General features: G+C 74.0%; 17 protein-coding genes and 1 pseudogene. 10 read left to right on the top strand and 8 right to left on the bottom strand.

From position 1 onward, the window contains the following. Positions 1 to 18 precede the first annotated feature (18 nt). Positions 19 to 1,293, bottom strand: a complete 1,275-nt coding sequence (locus ACZ7H1_RS27670; protein ID WP_470790493.1) for a lectin — start codon at positions 1,291 to 1,293, stop codon at positions 19 to 21. Positions 1,294 to 1,568: 275 nt separating this feature from the next. Here ACZ7H1_RS27670 and ACZ7H1_RS27665 point away from each other — a divergent pair, with 275 nt between their 5' ends. Further along, entirely contained in the window at positions 1,569 to 1,898 is a 330-nt protein-coding gene (locus ACZ7H1_RS27665) for a hypothetical protein (RefSeq protein ID WP_470790492.1), read from the top strand. Between the two features lie 12 nt (positions 1,899 to 1,910). On the opposite strand, the pseudogene ACZ7H1_RS27660 reads toward ACZ7H1_RS27665, so the two are convergent. Continuing rightward, a pseudogene (locus tag ACZ7H1_RS27660) lies at positions 1,911 to 2,027 on the bottom strand (oxidoreductase); the annotation flags it as partial. Between the two features lie 63 nt (positions 2,028 to 2,090). Between ACZ7H1_RS27660 and ACZ7H1_RS27655 the strand changes: the two are divergent. Further along, positions 2,091 to 3,005 carry an NAD-dependent protein deacetylase gene (locus ACZ7H1_RS27655; RefSeq protein WP_470790491.1) on the top strand — a complete coding sequence of 305 codons (915 nt, stop codon included), beginning with the start codon at positions 2,091 to 2,093 and terminating at the stop codon, positions 3,003 to 3,005. Positions 3,006 to 3,028: 23 nt separating this feature from the next. On the opposite strand, the gene ACZ7H1_RS27650 is transcribed toward ACZ7H1_RS27655, so the two are convergent. Together ACZ7H1_RS27650 and ACZ7H1_RS27645 are read right to left on the bottom strand one after the other, a co-directional pair. Beyond that, positions 3,029 to 3,421, bottom strand: coding sequence for a YciI family protein (locus ACZ7H1_RS27650; RefSeq protein ID WP_470790490.1), 393 nt, complete (start codon positions 3,419 to 3,421; stop codon positions 3,029 to 3,031). Positions 3,422 to 3,576: 155 nt separating this feature from the next. Beyond that, a complete protein-coding gene (locus ACZ7H1_RS27645) occupies positions 3,577 to 4,407 on the bottom strand; it encodes an alpha/beta fold hydrolase (RefSeq protein ID WP_470790489.1) in 831 nt (276 codons plus the stop codon). Between the two features lie 41 nt (positions 4,408 to 4,448). Between ACZ7H1_RS27645 and ACZ7H1_RS27640 the strand changes: the two genes are divergently transcribed. Together ACZ7H1_RS27640 and ACZ7H1_RS27635 are read left to right on the top strand one after the other, a co-directional pair. Next, positions 4,449 to 7,349 carry a molybdopterin cofactor-binding domain-containing protein gene (locus tag ACZ7H1_RS27640; RefSeq protein ID WP_470790488.1) on the top strand — a complete coding sequence of 967 codons (2,901 nt, stop codon included), beginning with the start codon at positions 4,449 to 4,451 and terminating at the stop codon, positions 7,347 to 7,349. Next, positions 7,346 to 8,299 carry an FAD binding domain-containing protein gene (locus tag ACZ7H1_RS27635; RefSeq protein WP_470790487.1) on the top strand — a complete coding sequence of 318 codons (954 nt, stop codon included), beginning with the start codon at positions 7,346 to 7,348 and terminating at the stop codon, positions 8,297 to 8,299. Before ACZ7H1_RS27640 ends, ACZ7H1_RS27635 begins: the two co-directional genes overlap by 4 nt. A 60-nt stretch (positions 8,300 to 8,359) precedes the next feature. On the opposite strand, the gene ACZ7H1_RS27630 is transcribed toward ACZ7H1_RS27635, so the two are convergent. From ACZ7H1_RS27630 to ACZ7H1_RS27615, 4 genes are all read right to left on the bottom strand, one after another. Beyond that, the gene (locus ACZ7H1_RS27630; protein WP_470790486.1) at positions 8,360 to 10,183 is read right to left on the bottom strand and encodes an FAD-binding dehydrogenase; all 1,824 of its coding nucleotides are present in this window, start codon (positions 10,181 to 10,183) and stop codon (positions 8,360 to 8,362) included. Between the two features lie 175 nt (positions 10,184 to 10,358). After that, positions 10,359 to 11,375 carry a glycoside hydrolase family 26 protein gene (locus tag ACZ7H1_RS27625; protein ID WP_470790485.1) on the bottom strand — a complete coding sequence of 339 codons (1,017 nt, stop codon included), beginning with the start codon at positions 11,373 to 11,375 and terminating at the stop codon, positions 10,359 to 10,361. Positions 11,376 to 11,677: 302 nt separating this feature from the next. Continuing rightward, positions 11,678 to 12,385 (bottom strand): response regulator transcription factor, encoded by a 708-nt coding sequence (locus tag ACZ7H1_RS27620; RefSeq protein WP_470790484.1) that lies wholly within the window; start codon positions 12,383 to 12,385, stop codon positions 11,678 to 11,680. A 72-nt stretch (positions 12,386 to 12,457) separates the two neighbouring features. Further along, positions 12,458 to 13,198: a CAP domain-containing protein gene (locus ACZ7H1_RS27615; protein ID WP_470790483.1), complete on the bottom strand. Its 741-nt coding sequence runs from the start codon at positions 13,196 to 13,198 to the stop codon at positions 12,458 to 12,460. Between the two features lie 378 nt (positions 13,199 to 13,576). Here ACZ7H1_RS27615 and ACZ7H1_RS27610 point away from each other — a divergent pair, with 378 nt between their 5' ends. The 6 genes from ACZ7H1_RS27610 (at position 13,577) to ACZ7H1_RS27585 (ending at position 18,923) form a co-directional block, all read left to right on the top strand. Next, complete coding sequence (locus ACZ7H1_RS27610; RefSeq protein WP_470790482.1) at positions 13,577 to 14,140, top strand: hypothetical protein; 564 nt, start codon at positions 13,577 to 13,579, stop codon at positions 14,138 to 14,140. A 258-nt stretch (positions 14,141 to 14,398) separates the two neighbouring features. Then, positions 14,399 to 15,202: a thioredoxin family protein gene (locus ACZ7H1_RS27605; protein WP_470790481.1), complete on the top strand. Its 804-nt coding sequence runs from the start codon at positions 14,399 to 14,401 to the stop codon at positions 15,200 to 15,202. Beyond that, positions 15,202 to 15,843: a TlpA family protein disulfide reductase gene (locus ACZ7H1_RS27600; RefSeq protein ID WP_470790480.1), complete on the top strand. Its 642-nt coding sequence runs from the start codon at positions 15,202 to 15,204 to the stop codon at positions 15,841 to 15,843. The genes ACZ7H1_RS27605 and ACZ7H1_RS27600 overlap by 1 nt, the downstream gene beginning before the upstream one ends. Next, positions 15,840 to 16,637, top strand: a complete 798-nt coding sequence (locus ACZ7H1_RS27595; protein ID WP_470790479.1) for a cytochrome c biogenesis CcdA family protein — start codon at positions 15,840 to 15,842, stop codon at positions 16,635 to 16,637. The genes ACZ7H1_RS27600 and ACZ7H1_RS27595 overlap by 4 nt, the downstream gene beginning before the upstream one ends. Before the next feature lie 97 nt (positions 16,638 to 16,734). Then, on the top strand, positions 16,735 to 17,331 hold the full coding sequence (locus ACZ7H1_RS27590) for a hypothetical protein (RefSeq protein ID WP_470790478.1): 597 nt from the start codon (positions 16,735 to 16,737) through the stop codon (positions 17,329 to 17,331). Between the two features lie 218 nt (positions 17,332 to 17,549). Further along, positions 17,550 to 18,923, top strand: coding sequence for a sensor histidine kinase (locus ACZ7H1_RS27585; protein ID WP_470790477.1), 1,374 nt, complete (start codon positions 17,550 to 17,552; stop codon positions 18,921 to 18,923). Positions 18,924 to 19,081 lie beyond the last annotated feature (158 nt).

Raw genomic sequence — 19,081 nt, 5'->3', positions numbered from 1 at the left:
CGTCCTGGCGGGGCCCGGTCAGCCGGCCGGGACCGTCCACTTCTGATGGGCGGCCCCGGTGCAGGTCCACAGTTGCAGCCGCGTCCCGTTGGCGGAGTTGCCGCCGGTGACGTCGAGGCACTTGTTCGCCTGCGGGTTCACGATGTCCCGGGCCCCGGACACCGCCCAGCGCTGGGCGCCGGTGCCGTTGCACTCGTAGAGCTGGACCGGGGTCCCGTCGGCAGTGCCGCCGCTCGCGACGTCGAGGCATTTGCCGAGCGCCCGCAGTGTCCCGTCGGAGGCGCGGGTCCACCGCTGGGCACCGGTGCCGTTGCAGTCGTAGAGCTGGACCGGGGTGCCGTTGGCCGGGTTCGCCCCGGCCACGTCGACGCACTTGCCCGCGAGCCCGCTGATCTGGCCGGACTGACCGCCGGGACCGCCGTCGTACGAGGTGACGCGGACGTGGTCGACGACCAGCTGCCGGGGGAAGACCGTGCTGCCGTCGGGGTCGCCCGGCCAGTAGCCGCCGACCGCGAGGTTGAGGATCAGGAAGAACGGCTTGTTGAAGGCCCAGCTGCGCCCGCCCAGATCGGCGGGGGTCCGCCGCTGGTAGACGACGCCGTCGACGGACCAGCTGACGGAGTCGGGACCCCAGTCGACGGCGAAGGTGTGGAAGGCGTCGGCGAAGGCCTGGCCGCCGGGGAGGGAGTACGCCGCCCCGATGCCGCCGGAGCCGGAGTAGCCCGGCCCGTGGAGGGTGCCGTGCACGGTCGACGGTTCGAAGCCGACGTTCTCCATCACGTCGATCTCGCCGGAGTCCGGCCAGCCGACCTGGCCGATGTCGTTGCCGAGCATCCAGAAGGCGGGCCACATGCCCTGACCCCGCGGCACCTTGAGCCTCGCCTCGACGTGTCCGTACGTCTGCGTGAAGCGGCCGGCGGTGTTCAGGCGGGCCGACGTGTACTCGCAGCGGCCGTACCAGCAGGTGTAGTCGGCCGGGTTCTCCCGGCGGGCGGTGATGACCAGGTGGCCCTGCCCGTCGAGGGCGGCATTGCGGTTGCCCGCCGTGTAGTACTGCCGCTCGTGGTTGTTGACGTTGTCACCGGTCTCGATCTGCCATTTTCCGGGGTCGACGGCAGCTCCGGCCGGGCCGTCGAAGTCGTCGGAGAAGGTCACGGCCGCCGCGCCCGCCGCAGGTCTGGGGGCGGGCTCGGCGGCGCCGGTGGCCGGGGCGGCCAGGCCGCCCCAGCAGACGAGTGCGAGGGCGAGGACGCATAAGTGCGCGCGCCGGCGCCGGGTGGGGTGCACGGTCATCACATCGATTCGGCTGTGGGGAGACATGCATTCAAAGGCATGGGCATGACAACCTGCCACCACGGAATGAACGCGGAAGCGGGCCGTCCGGGCCCCTTTGTTCACTACTTGATTGAAGGCGCACGGTACGGCCCCGTCAAGATGCCCGCACCCTCCGGCGTGCCCAGATCCCGCGCCGACGGGCTCGCCGGTGCCATGGGTGTGACCCACACTGGTACCGGCACCGCTCGCGCTTCGGCGGTGCCCTCCGGATCCCGGCGAGCGGGAGGCAGACCATGGTCATCACGCACCACATCACCGAGGGCACCCTGCACGTCACGCTTCCCCGGGAGCTGGACATCACCAACCGGGCCGCGGCCGCCCTCCAGATCGAGGCCCTCGTCCACGCACACCGCCCCCGGCAGGTCACGATCGAGCTGCCGACGCACGACCCCTCCCCCATGACCTTCAGCGCCCTGGCCCGCGCCCACCGCATGTGCCAGAGCCTCGGCATCCCCCTCACCACGACGGGGCCCGGCGGGCAACCACCGCTCGACCCCCTCGGCGACACCGCCCGCGCCGCCCCGCCACAGCAGCTGGAGCACGGCGCGCGACACGACCACTGACTTCCCACCGGGTCATCGAGGGCTTGCCGCGGGGCGGACGACGATCTCGTTGACGTCGACCTCCGGCGGCTGGGAGAGCGCGTAGGCGATGGCGTCCGCGATGGCGGAGGCGGGCAGCGCCACGGCCCGGGCCCTGGCCCTGCTCCGTCCCGGCGACGGGTGAGTCCGCGGCCGGTTCCGTACGCTGGCGTCATGCGCATGCGCCCCACACTGAGCTGGACGCCTCCCGAGGACCTGCGGCCCGGCACCACGGATCCGGAGCCGGTCGCGGATGCGCTGAGGACCGGTGGTGTGCTGGTGCTCAGCGGGGCGGGCATATCCACGGAGTCGGGCATCCCCGACTACCGGGGTGACGGCGGGAGCCTGAGTCGGCATACCCCGATGACGTACCAGGAGTTCACCGCCAGTGCTCAGGCCCGGCGGCGGTACTGGGCGCGCAGTCACCTCGGCTGGCGGACGTTCGGCCGAGCCCGGCCCAATGCCGGGCACCGGGCCGTGGCGGCGTTCGGGCGGCACGGTCTGCTGTCGGGTGTGATCACCCAGAACGTCGACGGCCTGCACCAGGCCGCCGGCAGCGACGGCGTGGTGGAACTCCACGGAAGCCTGGACCGGGTCGTGTGCCTGTCGTGCGGCGCCTTCAGCTCGCGCCGGGAACTCGCCCGGCGGCTGGAGGAGGCCAATGCGGGCTTCGAGCCGGTGGCCGCCGGACTGAACCCGGACGGTGACGCCGACCTCAACGACGAGCAGGTCGGGGACTTCTCCGTGGTTCCCTGCTCGGGGTGCGGCGGCATCCTCAAGCCGGACGTGGTGTTCTTCGGTGAGGCCGTTCCGCCGCGGCGGGTCGAGCAGTGCCGCGAACTGGTCGGCGGGGCGACCTCGCTGCTGGTCCTGGGCTCCTCGCTGACGGTGATGTCCGGGCTCCGGTTCGTACGCCAGGCTGCCCAGGCCGGGAAGCGCGTCCTGATCGTGAACCGGGACCCGACCCGGGGCGACCAGCACGCCGTCACCCGGGTCGCGCTCCCCCTCGGGACGACCCTCACCAGCGTGGCCGACCTCCTGGACATCCCGGTGGGCGGCCGGGTGGCGACCGAAGCTGGCAGCGACTGAGGCGGCCGCCTGAGCGGGCCCGCTCAGGCGGCCGTCGGGTCCGCGGGGATCTGGTGCACTTCGACCGGGTCGTTGCCGGGCTTCCCGCCCGGTCCGGGGCAGGCCGACGCCCGTGCGGCGATCTCGATGGCCCGGTCCTCGCTCTCGACGTCGACCACCCAGTACCCGGCCAGGATGTGTCCCGCCTGTCCCGGCCCGTCGGTCACCTGCGGCCGTCCGTCGCTTCCGGCCCGCACCGTCTTGACCAGGGAGGGACCGCCGAGGCCCTCCCCCTCGACCCATTCGCCTTTGGAAGTGAGGTCGTCGTTGAGGGCGCCCATGTGGGCGAACATGGCCTCCATGTCGTCCTTGGAGAACGACGACATGATGGCGTCCCACTCGGCGGCGGGGACGTTCATCTGGATCATGTACTTCATGTTCCTCACCCTTCCGGGGCGGCTGCTCGTCTGCTCGGGCTTACGAAGAGGTAGACAGCCGGGCGCCGCGGAACTCATCGCCGCCCCCAGCACCGTATCGCCGGGACCGGCGGAGGGGCGACCGGAGGGCGGGGCCCGACTCGCGCCGAGCCGCGTCAGGGGCCGTGGTGGGGGCCTGTGAGGAAGGCCGCGATGCGCAGTCCCCAGGTGCGCACGTCGGCGCGGGTACGGGAAAGGTGGAACTCGGCGTCGGGCAGGCAGTCGGCGAGGGCGGCGGCCGTCGACAGGGGGTGGCCGGGGTCGTCCGCCCAGGTCAGGATCAGGGCAGGGCACCGCAGCGCGGCGAGCGTGGCGGGTGGGGGCAGGTCGGAGCGGGCCAGGCCGCGCAGGACGGACGGCAGGATCGGCTCCGGCGGCGTGGGCGGGAACGCGGGGACGTCGGCGACGACGGCGGGACGGTGCGGGTCGCCGGGGTCGCCCCGGGCGGCGAGCCAGTCCCCCGCCCCTTCCCGTTCGATCGTGTCGGCGGCGGCCAGGTTGGCCCGGGCGTATGGCTCCCGGGTCGCCCAGGCGGTCGGCGGGAGCAGCAGGACCAGCCGGGAGAAGCGGTCCGGCGCCCGGACGGCGGCGTGGAGGCAGGTGCCGCAGCCCATCGACGCGCCGATCGCGTCGACGGCCTCCGCCGTGCCCAGGTGGTCGAGCAGGCTCAGCAGGTCGTCGGCGAGCGCGGCGTAGGTGTAGTCCTCATCGACGGGCCGGCCGGTGGAGCGGCCGTGTGCGCGTGCGTCGTAGCGGACCAGGCGCCGCCCCGCCCGGAGGACCGGTGCCCAGTCGAACAGGTCCATCCGCTGCTCGACGGCCTGGCTGACGAACCCGCCGTGTGCGTAGACCGCCAGGGGGCCCGTGCCGGCGTCGTCGTACACCAGCTCGGCCCCGCGGTGGCGGAACCGGCCCTCTGTGACCGGCCGCGTTCCCGGTGTCCTCACAGGGAAGCGCCTTCCCGCCCTCCCGGTCCCCATGCCCGGGCATGGGTGGGCACGGGGTCCGCGCTGCGTCGAGAGGTTCCCTCGTCGTTGTCGACGACCTTGACGCTGCCATTTCGTTCTTCGTCGAACTCGGCATGGAGCTGGAGGGCCGGATGCCCGTCGAGGGACGGTGGGTGGAGCGTGTCATCGGGCTCGACGACGTGCGTCAGGACATCGCGACGCTGCGGGCCCCGGACGGCCTCGTCCGGATCGGCGCCCCCGACGCCGGCCCCGGCCTCAGCGCGCCGAACTGCGCCGGGAGCGGGAGCGGGATATCAAGGAGCGTGACGGCGATCGCGAGGCCCGGCGGTCGCCACCCCTCGGCTGAGGAGCGTCTTGTGGAGTTCGAGGTCAACGGCGCCCGGCGCGCGGTGGACGTGGATGACGACCCGGCCGCCGTGGAGGTGGTGCGCGATCGGCTGGGGCTGACCGGCACCAAGCTGGTGTGCGCGGCCGGGGTGTGCGGGGCGTGCACGATCCAGGTCGACGGTGAGCCCCGGGTGTCCTGCCTGACGCCGGCGGTCCTACTGGCCGGTCGGCGCGTGACGACGGTGGAGGGCCTGTCCGGCCACCCGGTGACGCGTGCCTTCGCGGGCGAGGACGCCCTCCAGTGCGGCTACTGCACCCCGGGGTTCGTGGTCGGGGCGGCGGCGTTCTTCGAGCGGTGGCGGGCGGAGCACGGCCGGTCCCGGCCGGGGCGCGCGCAGATCGCGGACGCGCTGGCGGGCCACCTGTGCCGCTGCGGCGCGTACGCGGGGATCTACCGCGCGGTGGCTGCGGCGTGCGCCGGAGACCACGACACGGCGCCCGCCGCCGGGGAGGCGCCGCCGTTCCCGCGCGTGGAGGCCCCCGAGAAGATCGACGGATCGGCCCGGTACACCACGGACTGGCGCCCCGAGGGACTGCTCGAGGGGGTGATCATCCGCTCGCCGCACGCGCACGCGCACGTACGTTCCCTGGAAGCCGGGGACCACCCGCTGGTACCGCTGCTGCCTCCTGACGGCGTAGTGCGGTACGTCGGACAGCCGGTTGCCGCGGTCGCGGCGCCGGACCGCGCCTCCGCACGGGCGGCCGCGGCGCGCGTCACGGTGGACTACGACGTACGCCCGGCAGCCCTCGACCCGCGCCGGGCCCGGGACGGCGAAGGCCCGCTCGTGTACGAGGACAAGGCGGCGCGCAAAAGGGCACCGGGCTCCGGCGAGACCGCCCAGCTGCTGCCGGCCCGCTGGCGCGGCAACCTGCGGGGCCCGTCCGCCATGAACAAGCGCCCCGCCACGGCCGTACGCCGCATCACCGAGGCCCGCAGCCGGAACCCGGAGCGCGTGGTGGAGGGCGTGTTCACCACAGCGGCGCAGACCCACACCCCCCTCGAACCGCACGCCTGCCTGGCCCAGTGGATCGACGGCGCCCTCCACCTGGAGGTGTCCACGCAGTCGGTGAGGCACGTGGCCGAGCTCGCCGCCCAGCGCTTCGGGGTGCCCGTCGAACGGGTGGTGGCGAAAGCCGTCCACGTCGGAGGCGGTTTCGGCTGCAAGATGGGGCTGACCTCCGATGTGGTCGCCGCGGCGGAGCTGGCCCGGCTGCACGGCGCCCCGGTGCGGGTGGTGCTGGACAGGGACGAGGAGCTCATCGACGGCGGTTACCGGCCCGGCGCCCGGATCCGGCTGGCGATGGCCGCGGACGCGGCGGGCGATCTGAGTGCGCTGGCCATGGACGCGGACAACGACGGCGGCATCGCGGTCGGAGGCAGCGTGGCCGCCCTGGCCCGGTTCATGTACGGCAAGGCCCCCCGCCGGCTCCGCGACTTCGACGCGGTCACCCACCGGCCTCCGGGCGCGCCGTTCCGCGGCCCCGGCGGCCCCACGATGTGCTGGGCGCTGGAGCAGGCCGTCGACGAGATGGCCCACCGGCTCGGCGAGGACCCGATCGCCCTGCGCCGCCGCTGGGACGGCAACGCCAAACGGCACGCCCTGTACGACCGGGCCGCCGCGCTTCCGGTCTGGTCGGGCCCCCGCGGCGGCACCGGGCGCTTCCGCCGCGGCGTCGGCGTCGCGGCGGCCAACTGGCTGTACTTCCTCGATCCCGTCACCGAGGTCGAGCTCACCGTCGAGGACGGGGTCGTCGTCGCCCGCTGCGCCGTGCAGGACATGGGTACGGGCTCGCGGACCGTGCTGCGCCGGGCCGTTGCCGAGGGGCTCGGCGTGCCGGAGGACAGGGTGCGCGCCGACGTCGGCCGCAGCGACGCCGTCCACGGCCCCACCTCCGGCGGCAGCCGCACCACGCCCTCCCTCGTGCCCGCCGCCGCGGACGCCGCCGCACGGCTGCGCGACGCGCTCGGCGGCGGTGACGTGACGGCCCGGCTGGACTCGGCGCACGGCGTACGGGTGACCGGCCGGCGCCCCCGCGACCGCCGGGGCTTCGTCACTCCCTTCACCATGGGCGGTGTGGTGATCGGCCGCGGCTTCACCGGATCGGTGCAGGTCGCCGAGGTCGAGGTGGACACGCGGCTCGGCCGGATCCGCCCGCTGCGCGTGTGGAGCGGCATCTCCGCGGGCCGAATCCACGAGGACCGGCTGGCCCGGAGCCAGTGCGAGGGGGCCGTCATCCAGGGCATCGGTTACGCCCTGTACGAGGAGCGGTGCACCGACCCGGTCACCGGTCGGGTGCTGACCGAGAACCTGGAGGACTACCGCATCCCCGGGATCGGCGACGTCCCCGAGATCACCGTCCACTTCCACCAGGAGGGCTTCGAGCACGTCCCCGGCGGCGGGGTCGGTCTCGGCGAGATCGCCACCCTGCCCACCGCGGCGTGCCTGGCCAACGCGGTCCACGACGCGACCGGCTGGCGACCGTACGACATGCCCATCCGCCCCGACCGGCTCCTGAAAGGACTGGGTACGTGAGCACCGAGCCCGCTCTGGCCGACCTCTCGGCCGCCGTCCTGAACCGCGGCGGGGAGCTGCGCGCCGGTGGCACCGACACCACCGCCCGGCAGCGAAGCGGCATCTCCCCCGGGCCGTTCACCGACCTCGGCGGCGCCGGCCACCTGCGCGGCACCGCGCCGCTGCCCGGCGGCGGGCTGCGGATCGGCGCCCTGACCACGCTCGCCGCGCTCGCCACCGATCCGCAGGTGCGCGCCGGCTGGCCGGCCCTCGCGGTGTCGGCCGGGACGGCGGCCACTCCGCAGATCCGCGCCGCCGGCACCCTGGGCGGCAACCTGCTGCAGCGCAACCGCTGTTGGTACTACCGCAGTCCGCACGTCGGCTGCTTCCAGAAGGGCGGCAGCGGGTGCCCCGCGCTCGAGGGCGACCACCGGTTCGGCGTGGTCAGCGGGGACGGCCCCTGCGTCGCGCCGCACCCGTCCACCCTCGCGATGGCCTTGCTCACGTACGATGCCGAGGCCGAGATCCACGGCGAATCCCCGCGCGGCATCGCCGACTTGTACGGCGACGGCGACCGGCTCTTCCACGCCGACCACCTCCTGCCGCCGGAGCGCATCCTCACCGCGGTCCGGCTTCCCGCTCCGCTGCCGGGCGAACGCGCCGCCTGTCACCGGGCCATCAGCCGGTCCCACGCCGAGTGGCCCCTGGTCGAGGCCACCGCGCGGCTCGCGGTCGACGGCACCACCGTGACGTACGCCGCGGTCGCGGCGGGCGGGGTGGCGCGCGTCCCGCTGCGGCTGACGGAGGTGGAAGACGCGCTGATCGGCCGCGAAGCCACCCCCGGGGTCCTCGCCGAAGCGGCCGCAACGGTACTCGCCCGCTGCCGGCCGCTGCCGCAGACCGGCTACAAGGCCACGCTGTTCCGCGACACCGTGCTGGAAGCCCTGGAACAGGCTGCCGGCCGGTCCTGACGGGCGTGCAGGTGCACCACGGGTGCGGCGAACGGTCGTCCGCCCATGGCCGCCGGCGCCTCAGACCCCCGTGGCGGCCGCTGCCGCCCGTCCGGCCTGCCGGCCGGAGAAGATGCAGCCGCCGAGGAACGTGCCCTCCAGGGACCGGTAGCCGTGCACCCCGCCGCCGCCGAAACCGGCGACCTCCCCCGCCGCGTACAGGCCGGGCACGGGGTTTCCGGCGGCGTCGAGTACCCGGCCCGAGAGGTCGGTCTGAAGGCCGCCGAGGGTCTTGCGGGTGAGTATGTTGAGGCGTACGGCGATCAGCGGGCCGGCCGACGGGTCCAGGATCCGGTGGGCCGAAGCCGTGCGGCTGATGGCGTCCCCGGCGTAGGCGAGGGCGTTGCGGATGCCCATGACCTGGACGTCCTTGGCGTAGGGGTTCTCGATCTCCCGGTCCCGCGCCTCGATCTGCCGCTTGAGGCCGGCGAGGTCGATCAGGTCGTCGCCGGTGAGTCTGTTCATTCCGGCGACGAGGTCGGGCAGGTTCGTGGCGACCACGAAGTCGGCCCCGTTCTTCTTGAACTTCTCGATCGGCTCCGGGCTCTGCCAGATCCGCGACAGCAGTTTCCAGACGTCCTTGTTGGTGAGGTCGGGGTTCTGCTCGGAGCCCGAGAGGGCGAATTCCTTCGCAAGGATCTTCTGCGTGGTCACGAACCACGAGTAGTCGTAGCCGGTGTCCCTGATCGACTTCAGCGTGTGCAGGGTGTCGTAGCCCGGTATGTCCGGGGTGCCGAAGCGCCTGCCCTTCGCGTCGAACCACATCGACGACGGGCCCGGCAGGATGCGGATGCCGTGACCGGGCCAGATCGGGGCGTAGTTGCGCAGCCCCTCGGTGTAGTGCCACATGCGGTCGGGGTTGACGATGCGTCCGCCCGCCTGCTCGGTGATGGCGAGCATCCGGCCGTCCACGTGCGCGGGCACGCCCGTGACCATCGCGGTGGGCGGAGTGCCCAGCCTCGTCGGCCAGTTCCGGCGGACGAGCTCGTGGTTGGCGCCGATGCCCCCGGAGGTGACCACGACCACGGGGGCGCGCAGCTCGAACTCGCCCACGACGGTACGGGAGCTGGGCGTGCCGCGTGGCGCGCCGCTCGGTTCCAGGAGCGCCCCGCGCACCCCGGTGACGGCTCCGGCCGTCGTGACCAGCTCGTCCACCCGGTGGCGGAACTTGAAGGTGACCTTCTTGTTCCCGACGGCGGCCCGTACCTTCTTCTCGAACGGCTCGACGACCGCCGGGCCCGTCCCCCAGGTGACGTGGAACCGCGGCACCGAGTTGCCGTGGCCGTCTGCGAGTCCGCCGCCGCGCTCGGCCCAGCCCACGATCGGGAACCACTGCACGCCCAGCCCGGACAGCCAGGACCGTTTCTCCCCGGAGGCGAAGTCGACGTACGCCTCGGCCCACTTGTACGCCCAGTGGTCCGGTCCGGCCGGGTCGTCGACGCCTCGGTCGAAGCCCGCCGTGCCGAGCCAGTCCTGCCAGGCGAGTTCACGCGAGTCCTTGATGCCCATGAGGCGCTGCTCGTGGGAGTCCGCGAAGAAGAGACCACCGAAGGACCAGAACGCCTGCCCGCCGATGCTCGCCTCCGGTTCCTGGTCCAGGAGCAGCACCTTGCGCCCTGCGGCCGCGAGTTCGGCGGTGGCGACCAGGCCGGCCAAGCCGTGTCCGACGACGATGGCGTCCGCGTGGTACGACTCTGCGGCGAAGGCGGGGAAGGCATGGGCGGCGAGCGCGGCCCCGGCGAGCACCCCGCCGGTGACGGTGAGGGCCCGGCGGCGCGTCACGCCGGGCGGCTCCCCGGGATTGTCCTCGCGCCGTGCTGCGGACGTGTCTCCGGCGTTCACCATGGCTGCCTTTCATCCCGGGGCGAGGGTGGGGCGTGGGAACGGCAAGGACCGGACGGCAGAGCCCTACCGACCGGTATTACCGACGGTAGCCCACGGGCATCCGGGCGTGCCAGACCCCTGCGACACCGGCTGCGGCGGGCAGGGCACGTCGTCTTCCCCTGCGTTCCTGCCGTGCCTACGGGTGACGGCGGAGGGCCGACCGCGGTTCGCCCGACAGGAGCTCCCGGAACACTCGCGCGGACCGCGGGTTCCGGCTGCACTGCCACACGCCGTGCGGGCAGTAGTCGGTGATGCTGTGGTAGAGCGGCCTGTGCTCGGCGATCCACTCCAGCATGCGCCCCATGTACTCGGGGTTGTCCCCGTGCCGGAACAGCCCCCACTCCGGGTACGAGATCGGCTTGCCGTGCGCCTTGGCGAAGTCGACGTGGAACCGGAGGCCGTACGGCTGGCTCACCTGCTCGTCGAAGGTCCGGCCGGGCGCCTGGTCGTACGAGTCCATCCCGATGATGTCGACCACGTCGTCGCCGGGGTAGCACCTGGTCCAGGCGATCGCGTCACTGCCGCGGTTGGGGGCGAAGTCGAAGCGGAACCGCTCGCCCTCCACGGAGCGCATGGCAGCCACGATCCGCCGCCAGTACCTCTTCCAGTTCTCGGGGTCGGGCCGGCACCGGTGGGTGTAGTTGAAGCCGTTCATCTCCCAGCCGAGCACGATCACCGTGTCCGGCACCCCGAGGCCGACCAGCCGCTCCGCCAGCCGCTGGAAGTGGTGGTCGTACTCGCCCCGCGCGCCGGAGCGGAGGAGCTCGGCGACCCGGCCGTCGGGGACGCCGGCCTCGTTGCGCTCCAGCATGGGCACGTTCAGGACGAACAGCCGATCGGCCCTCTCGTTGCGCCACCGTGCCCAGCTGTGCAGGGAATCGGGCCCCTCGATGTTCGCCCAGGTGTCGCCGGGCAGGTAGGTGTGTCCGGCGCGCAGCTCGGCGCCCCCGAGCCAGCGCGAGAGTCCCTGCATCCTGTCGACGCCGGGTGAGCCGTAGTGGAGATAGGCACCCACGGCGATTTCCCCGGTACGGGCGTCTCTGCCGGAGGCGTCTTGCGGCGGCGGGGCGGGGGTGCCCGCTGTGGCGAGCAGGGCGGTGGCGGCGACCGTACTGATGCAGGCGCCCGCCAGCCAGCGGCGTCGATGGGACATGAGTCTCCCCACGCTTCGCGAACGGATGTGTCTGGCTGCGACGTTAGGCATCTCATCCGCCTCATGGCCTGCCCGGTGCCCCGATGCTGGGCCATTCGAGGCAGCCGCCGCCCGAGCTTGGCCCGCCCGGGTGAAGGACACGGGGGAAGGCGGCCCGGCGGACTGCCCCCAGAGGTGGGCGCCGGGCCTCACCCGCACACACCACATCGGCACGGGCTACCCCGACCCTATCCCCGCCCCCACCACGCGCCACTCGCCACGGAGCGGCTGCGGCCGTCCTCGGCGCGTGCGCGACCCCGTCCTCAGTGCGGCGCCACCAGCTTGATGCCGACACCGCGCACGGTGCGCAGGTAGCGGGGCGCGGACGCCCGCTCGCCGAGCTTGCGGCGCAGCGCGGACACGTGCACATCGATGGTCTGGTCCTCGATGTACGCCTCGCGCCACACGTCGGTGAGCAGGCGGCGCCGGGAGACCACGGCCCCGGCGTGCCGGGCCAGGAAGGCAAGGAGGTCGAACTCCCGCCGGGTGAGGACCAGCTCGCGCCCTGCCAGGTGGGCCGAGCGGGCCACCGGGTCCACGGCCAGTTCGCCGACGGTCACCGGGCTCATCGGGTCGGCTGCCGGGGGCTGTCCGGCGGCCGGGCCGGGGGCCGCGGTGCGCCGCAGGACCGCCGAGAGCCGGGCGACGAGCTGGGCCCCGGAGAACGGCTTGACCAGGTAGTCGTCGGCTCCTGCGTTCAGCAGCTTGACGATCTCGTTCTCGTCGTCGCGGGCGGTGGCCACCACGACGGGTACGTTCGATATGCCCCGGATCATGCGCAGGGCGTCCCCGCCGTCCAGGTCGGGCAGGCCGAGGTCGAGTACCACCGCGTCCAGCGCACCCTGGGTGACCTCCCGGAGCGCCCCGAAGCCGTCGCCCGTACTGCGCACCGTGTGGCCGTGCTCCGAGAGGATTTCCATCAGGGAGGCACGGATGCTGGGGTCGTCTTCGACCACGAGTACGCACGGCATGGCGGACACCCTACAGCGGCCTTTTCCGAGGTCCCGGCCGGGCCGGAGGACGGCCCTCCGCACCGCGTGGACTCAGGCGGGTGTGCCGAAGTTCTGGGTCCACCAGGGGCCGCCGTCGGTGTTGACGCCGACTCCGATCTCGGTGAAGCCGCAGTTGAGGATGTTCGCCCGGTGGCCGGAGCTGTTCATCCAGGCGTCGACCACGGCGGACGCGTCGGCCTGTCCCTTGGCTATGTTCTCGCCGGACCGGGACCAGTCGTACCCGGCCGCCTCGATGCGGTCCTGCGGCCGGGAGCCGTCCGTGCCGGTGTGGGAGAAGTTGCCGGTGGCGGCCATGGTGTCGCTGTAGTCCTGGGCGGCCCGGGCCAGGTCCGCGTCCACCGTCAGGGCGTTGCACCCTGCCTTCGCGCGCTCGATGTTCACCAGGCGTACGACCTCCTGGGCCTGGCTGCCTCCCACGGGCTGCGCGCCGGTGCCGGGCTTGGTGGCCGACGGCTTTCGAGCGGAGGTCTTGCCCGGGCCGGGTGCCGGCTGCCGGGCCGTGCGGGACGGGCCGGCCTTCGGGGCGTTCGTGGTGGACGGGGACGCCGTGGCCGGCGGTGCGGTGGTGACGGGGGTCGTCGGGCGGGACGGCGCGGGCGGGGTGGCCGATGCCGGTGCGGGAGCCGAGGAGGACGAGGGGGAAGCGGCGTCGGCGGTGCTCGGCGTCCCGGTGTCGAGGGCGATGGAGCCGGCCTTGTCGGCCGGGGATCCGATCAGCCCGGCCCCGGCCGTGCAGGCCGCCGCGACGACCAGGGCTCCCACACCAGCCACGGCTGCCCTGACGCGCAGGGTCCGGGGGGCACGGTGTCCGCGTCGTCTGCGGGCGGCACGGGGACGACTCATCTCGGGGACCTCCGGGGGTGCGGGCCGGGCGCGGGCGGACCGCGCCCCGGGCAGGAGGGCAGCGGAGTGCGGTCCGCGGCCTGTCGTGACCGGATCGTAGGCGGGCTCGGACGGCCGGAACCCCGTCCACGGCTTCCCCTCAGGAGGACCTAAGCATCCCTTCAGGTTTGCTCACCCGCCGTTCGGGGCCACCGCACGCACGGGTACGGCTACGGGTACGGGTACGGGTACGGGTACGGGCCGTACCGGATGCGGCGGGGCGGGGGCAGCGCGAGCGGCCCGGCGGAGGTCGGCCACACTGATGCGGTGCCCCGCCTCCCGCGCTACCTCCTCATATGGCTGTCGTGCACCGCAGCCAGCGTCACCGCAGTCATGCTCACGGTGCACTTCGTCATCGGCTTGACCCGGCCGACCCCGCCCGCCGCGCGGTCGGTCCAGGCGGTATACCCCTCACCGTCCGTCCTCGTGGGCGCACCGGCCTCGTCCGCCGCCCCCACCCCGCCCCCGCCGTCGACCGCCCCCGCCCGGCCGTCCGTACAGGCGCCCCCCGCCCCGCGCACGCCCTCGCCCTCGCCCTCGCCCTCGCCGAGCCGGGTACCCGCCGCTCCCACGCCCCGTCCGTCGCCGAAGTGCAGCGGCGGGCCGGGACTGCACACGGTCCCGTCCGAGGGCGGGAAGGTCACCGTGCAGTACGGGCGGACCAGCGTGTGCTTCGTCTCCGCCGTGCCCGCCCCGGGATTCCGGACGACCACTCAGCAGGCCGCTCCGGACACCCTGGTGGTCGTCTTCACCAGCGACGACCACCGGTCGCAGATCACGGCGACCGTCACGCCGACCGCGAAGGCCAGTGTGCGCGAAACCCGGCTGTGAGCGGGTGCGGACCACCGGCACCCCACACCGCACGACCTGGTCCGCGGCCCCGGTGCGCCCAACCTGAGCAGTTCCTTAAGCATTCCTGATGAGAGGCGTCAGGACGGTTCCGGGCGCCCCGTCCGCCCCTATGCTCACGGCGGTCAGAACGATCTCTCCACCTCGGCGGACCTGCCGCCGGGCGGCGTTCTGGCCCCGCTCCGGCACCGGTCGTCTCAAGGCCCCGGAGATCCCACCGACACAAGGGGTTGATTCGCCATGTCCGCACACCGGCGTCCACGCACCTCCCGCATACAGGGGTTCGTCCGCTTCTCCGCCGTCTCCCTCACGGTCGCGACCGCGGCCGTGGCCACCGCGTACGCCGTCGGCGGCGAGAAGAGCGGGGACGCGCAGAGCGCCTCGGTGGCCATGGCCCCGGAGGCTCCCGCCGCGCAGGGCCCGGCCGGTGCCGAGCCCACGGCCGCCTCGGCCGCCGCCGCGTCCGCCGCGTCCGCCTCTGCATCTCCCTCCGCCTCCGCCTCCGCTCCGGCCGCCCCGGTGGCCCGCCCTGCCGCGCCCGCTTCCTCCTCGCCCGCCGAGCGCACCGAGAGACCCACCCGGGCGCCGCGCCCGGCGAAGCCCGCCAAGCCCGCCGCCTCCCCCACGAAGGACGGTTCGGGATCCGGCTCTTCGGGCTTCACCACCGGGTACCCCGCCGGCGCCGACGCCCGCCAGGCCGTCAAGGCGGCGGTCGCCGCGGCCAAGGCCGACGGGAAGAAGGTGCTGATCGACTTCGGCGCCAACTGGTGCGGCAACTGCAAGGCCGCGGACAAGGTGTTCGCCACGGGCACCGTGGGCGCGCTGCTCGACGCCTCCTACCGTGTCGTCAAGGTGGACATCGGCAGCCAGAACTCCGACAACTTCGACCTGCTGCGCAGCTACTGCTCCGGCAACGGGGCGTACAAGATGCCGGTCCTGGTCGTCCTGGACGGCAACGGCAACGTCGTCACCGAGACCCACTCGACCGGCAACCCGGACCTCACCGCCGACGGCCTGAGTGCGTTCCTGCGGCAGTGGGTCTGATGGCGGCGCACCACCGGGGCCGCCGGGGCCGCCGGGGACCTGCGGCAGCGGCCCTGCTCCTGCTCGCCTTCGCGGCCGCCGGCTGCGGCGGCGCCACCGCGGCCGGGGCCGACGGCTCCGGCGCCGGTACGGCCACGGGCCCGGGCCCGGCGGCGGCCGGATCCGGTACGGCCGCGACAGCCGCGATCATCCCCGCCCCCGAGCGCCGGCCCGCGCCCGACACCGCCGGCACGGACCTCGCCGGCCGGGACCTCGGGCTGCGCTCGTACCGCGGCGAGGTCGTCGTGCTCAACGTGTGGGGCTCCTGGTGCGCCCCCTGCCGGGCGGAGGCCTCCGAGCTGGAGGAGCTGCGCAGCGCCCTGGAGCCGCGCGGCGTGCAGCTGCTGGGCATCAACGTCCGCGACCGCTCGACCGGGCCCGCCCGGCAGTTCGAGAAGACCTACGGCCTGCACTACCCGAGCATCCACGATCCCGACGGGAAGCTCCTCCTGGCCTACCCGCCGGGGCTGCTCAACCCGCAGGCCGTCCCCTCCACCCTGGTCGTCGACCGGCAGGGCCGGATCGCGGCCGCCGTCTCCGGGCCGGTCACCCGCGCACAGCTGGAGCCGCTGGTGTCCCGTGTCGCCGAGGAGCGGCCGTGACCGGACCCGTGACCGCCCACCACGCGTGGGCGGAACTCGCGGCGGGCCTGGACTCCGGCGCCGTGTCGGGCACCCTGCTGCTGGCCGTTCCGGTGGCCGTGGCGGCCGGCCTGGTGTCCTTCCTCTCGCCGTGCGTCCTGCCGCTGGTGCCCGGCTACCTCAGCTACGTCACCAGTCTGTCGGTGGCCGATCTCGCCGAGGCGGACGGCGGCAGGCGCGGCCGGATGGCTGCCGGAGCCGCCCTGTTCGTGCTCGGATTCAGCGCCGTCCTGGTGTCCGGCGGAGCGCTGTTCGGCTACGTCGGACGGAACCTGATCGCCTACCAGGACGCCGTCTCGCTGGTCCTCGGTCTGTTCACCATCGCCATGGGCCTGGCCTTCGCGGGATGGCTGCCCGGGTTCACCCAGCGGGAGCTGCGCAGCCGTCACCGGCCCGCCCTCGGGCTGGCCGGCGCCCCCCTGCTGGGCGTCGTGTTCGGGGTGGGCTGGACCCCGTGCATCGGGCCGACCCTGGCGGCCGTACAAGCGCTGGCATGGAACGAGGCGAGCGCGGGGCGGGGCGCGCTGCTGATGGTCTGCTACTGCCTCGGGCTCGGGGCGCCGTTCCTGCTCACGGCACTCGCGTTCAGGCGGGCCCTGGGGGCGTTCCGCTGGGTCAGGAGCCACCACCGGACCGTCATGCGGGCCGGCGGCGCCCTGCTGGTCCTGGTGGGCGTCCTGCTGGTCACCGGCATCTGGTCCGACCTGGTGTACGCCCTCCAACTGCGGCTGGCCGACACGGGCGCGGCCCTCTGAGCAGCGCCGCCGCACGGCCGCGCACCCCGTATTCCACCCGGCTCGGCGGTGCCCACACACGAGCCAACCCCGGAACAGAAGAAGGACGAAGAACGACATGACACGACACGCACCTGAGGGGTACCCGGCCGCCGCGGCCTGCCGTACCGCGCGCCCACGCCTGGCCTGGGCCGCGGCCGCGCTGCTGGCGGCCACCGCGGTCACCGGATGCGGGGAGGAGCCGGAGCCGGAGCCGCAGGGTCCCGCCGCGGTCGCACAGTTCAACGAGAACGGCGTCACGGTCCGGCTGAGCGTCTCCGACTGGAAGTCCTCCGCGGGCACCCTGGTCGCCACGTTCACCCCCGACGAGGCCGGGTTCCACCTCTACAGCACCGACCTTCCCGCGCAGGGCGTCGAAGGGGTGGGCCGGCCCACCGAAGTCCGCCCCGCCGGCACGGTCACCGCAGCCGGCGAGCTGACCGTGGACGCGCCCGTCAAGACCATCAAGGTGCCCGGGGTGCGCAGCGCCGTACCGGTGTATCCCGACGGTCCGGTGACGGCCACGCTGCCGATCCGCGCGACCGCTTCCGGCGAGGCGAAGGTGCTGATCGGGTATGCGAGCTGCAGTTCGACCGAGGGGTGTACGATCCCCGTGGCCGACCGGGCCGTTACCGTGCACACCACCGAGGGCCGACTCACACTCGACGCCGGCTGACGGCCCGTCGCCGCCGCGGGGCCGGTGGCAGCGGCCGGCTCCCCGGCCGACCCCGAGCCGGACGCCGTACCGGACACCCGGCCGGTGCCCGCGCATTCGCTCCGGGCGCCGTACCCGCCGACACCCTGCCCGTGCCGCTGCCGCGCGGCCCACCTGTTGGAGCGCTGTCCCGTGACCCGAGGGCCCCGAAGACCCGGCAACGAGCGCGGAGCCGCGTGGTGAGGCGCTCCCTGGCGGGGGTGGCCCTGGCAGTCACCTCGATGGTCGCCCTCTCGTTCCTGATCCCGCTCGGGCTGCTGGTGATGTCTCTCGCCCGCGAGCAGAGCGTCACCGCGGCCGAGCAGAGCGCCGCGGCGATGGCGCCGATCCTGGCGCTCACCACCGACCCGGCCGAGCTGCGGGAGGCCGGGGCCGGCCTGCGGGCGGCCGAGCACATGGTCATCCATCTGCCGGACGGCAGCGCGGTCGGCGGCCCGGGGCACGCGCCGCCGGACCTGCTGGGCCGGGCCGGGGAGGAACGCGAGTCCATCTCGCGGGACGTGCCCGGCGGCTGGATCTACCTGCAGCCGGTGATCCTGCCCCAGGACCGGGTGGCGGTCGTGGAGAACTTCGTTCCCGACGACGAACTGACGCGCGGCGTAGCCCTGTCGTGGAGCGTCATGGCCGGGCTGGCCGTCGTCCTGCTCGCGGGTTCCGTACTGGTCGCCGACCGGCTGGGGTCGGCCGTCGTCACCGCCGCCAAGCGCCTGGCCGAGGCCTCCCGCAGGCTGGGGGCGGGGAACCTCGACTCCCGGGTGCAGCCCAAGGGTCCGCCCGAGCTCAAAGAAGCCGGTACGGCGTTCAACACGATGGCCGACCGGATGACGGACCTGCTCGCGGTGGAACGGGAACTGGTCGCCGACCTGTCGCACCGGCTGCGCACCCCGCTGACCGCGCTGCACCTGGCGGTGGAGCGGATCGCGCCGAGCGCCGAGACCGGCCGCATCCACTCGGCGGTCGCCGAACTGGAGAAGGAGCTCAACGCGATCATCGCCGAGGCCCGCACCCCCCTGGCCGTCGGCCCGATGGGACGGGCGCTGCGCGGGGATGCCCAGGAGGGGTCCCCCGCCGGCCTGGAACGCTGCGAGGTCGCCGACGTCGTCCGCAGGCGGGCGGCGTTCTGGGCCGTGCTGGCCGGCCAGCAGGGGCGCCCCTGCGAGGTCCAGGTCACCGAGGAGCCGACCCCGGTCTGCCTGCCGGAATCGGACATCACGGCCGTCGTCGACGCACTCGTGGGGAACGTCTTCCGCTACGCCCCCTGGGGCGCGGCCCTGGAGATCTCCGTGAGCCGCACCGCGCACACCGTGGAACTGACCGTCCACGATGCGGGCCCGGGCATCGCCGATCCGGACGGCGCCCTCGCGCGCGGCGGCAGTACGGGCTCCACCGGGCTGGGCCTCGACATCGCGCGCCGGGCGGCGCTCGCCGCCCACGGCGCGGTCCTCATCACCCGCGGTCCGCTGGGGGGTGCGCACGTCGCCGTGACGTTCGGCCTGTCCCCTTCGCCGCCGCACGACCGGCCGCGTTCGCGCCGGCGGGCCGGGCGGCGATGAACGCCTGCGTTCAGTGGCGCGTTGCGGTCCTTCCCGGCCACGCGCACGTCTTCACCGGGAGAACCCGTGCCCGCGCACTAAACTGACGGGTTGTTCGGCACCGGACCGGAACAACCCGGGTGCCCCCGGGCTCCACCGGGGACCCGGGACGCTTCCGG

Source organism: Streptomyces sp. NPDC037401 (assembly GCF_055602345.1).
Note: the sequence above shows the minus strand (reverse complement) of the source record. Positions and strands in the feature narration are given on the sequence as shown.

Bases quoted from the DNA above. Each gene is read 5' to 3' on its own strand.
- ACZ7H1_RS27620 (WP_470790484.1), bottom strand. From the start codon at position 12,385: ATGCCGTGCGTACTCGTGGTCGAAGACGACCCCAGCATCCGTGCCTCC.
- ACZ7H1_RS27640 (WP_470790488.1), top strand. From the start codon at position 4,449: ATGGGTGGGCACGGGGTCCGCGCTGCGTCGAGAGGTTCCCTCGTCGTT.
- ACZ7H1_RS27600 (WP_470790480.1), top strand. From the start codon at position 15,202: ATGGCGGCGCACCACCGGGGCCGCCGGGGCCGCCGGGGACCTGCGGCA.
- ACZ7H1_RS27590 (WP_470790478.1), top strand. From the start codon at position 16,735: ATGACACGACACGCACCTGAGGGGTACCCGGCCGCCGCGGCCTGCCGT.
- ACZ7H1_RS27650 (WP_470790490.1), bottom strand. From the start codon at position 3,421: ATGAAGTACATGATCCAGATGAACGTCCCCGCCGCCGAGTGGGACGCC.
- ACZ7H1_RS27665 (WP_470790492.1), top strand. From the start codon at position 1,569: ATGGTCATCACGCACCACATCACCGAGGGCACCCTGCACGTCACGCTT.
- ACZ7H1_RS27605 (WP_470790481.1), top strand. From the start codon at position 14,399: ATGTCCGCACACCGGCGTCCACGCACCTCCCGCATACAGGGGTTCGTC.
- ACZ7H1_RS27670 (WP_470790493.1), bottom strand. From the start codon at position 1,293: ATGACCGTGCACCCCACCCGGCGCCGGCGCGCGCACTTATGCGTCCTC.
- ACZ7H1_RS27655 (WP_470790491.1), top strand. From the start codon at position 2,091: ATGCGCATGCGCCCCACACTGAGCTGGACGCCTCCCGAGGACCTGCGG.
- ACZ7H1_RS27630 (WP_470790486.1), bottom strand. From the start codon at position 10,183: ATGGTGAACGCCGGAGACACGTCCGCAGCACGGCGCGAGGACAATCCC.
- ACZ7H1_RS27625 (WP_470790485.1), bottom strand. From the start codon at position 11,375: ATGTCCCATCGACGCCGCTGGCTGGCGGGCGCCTGCATCAGTACGGTC.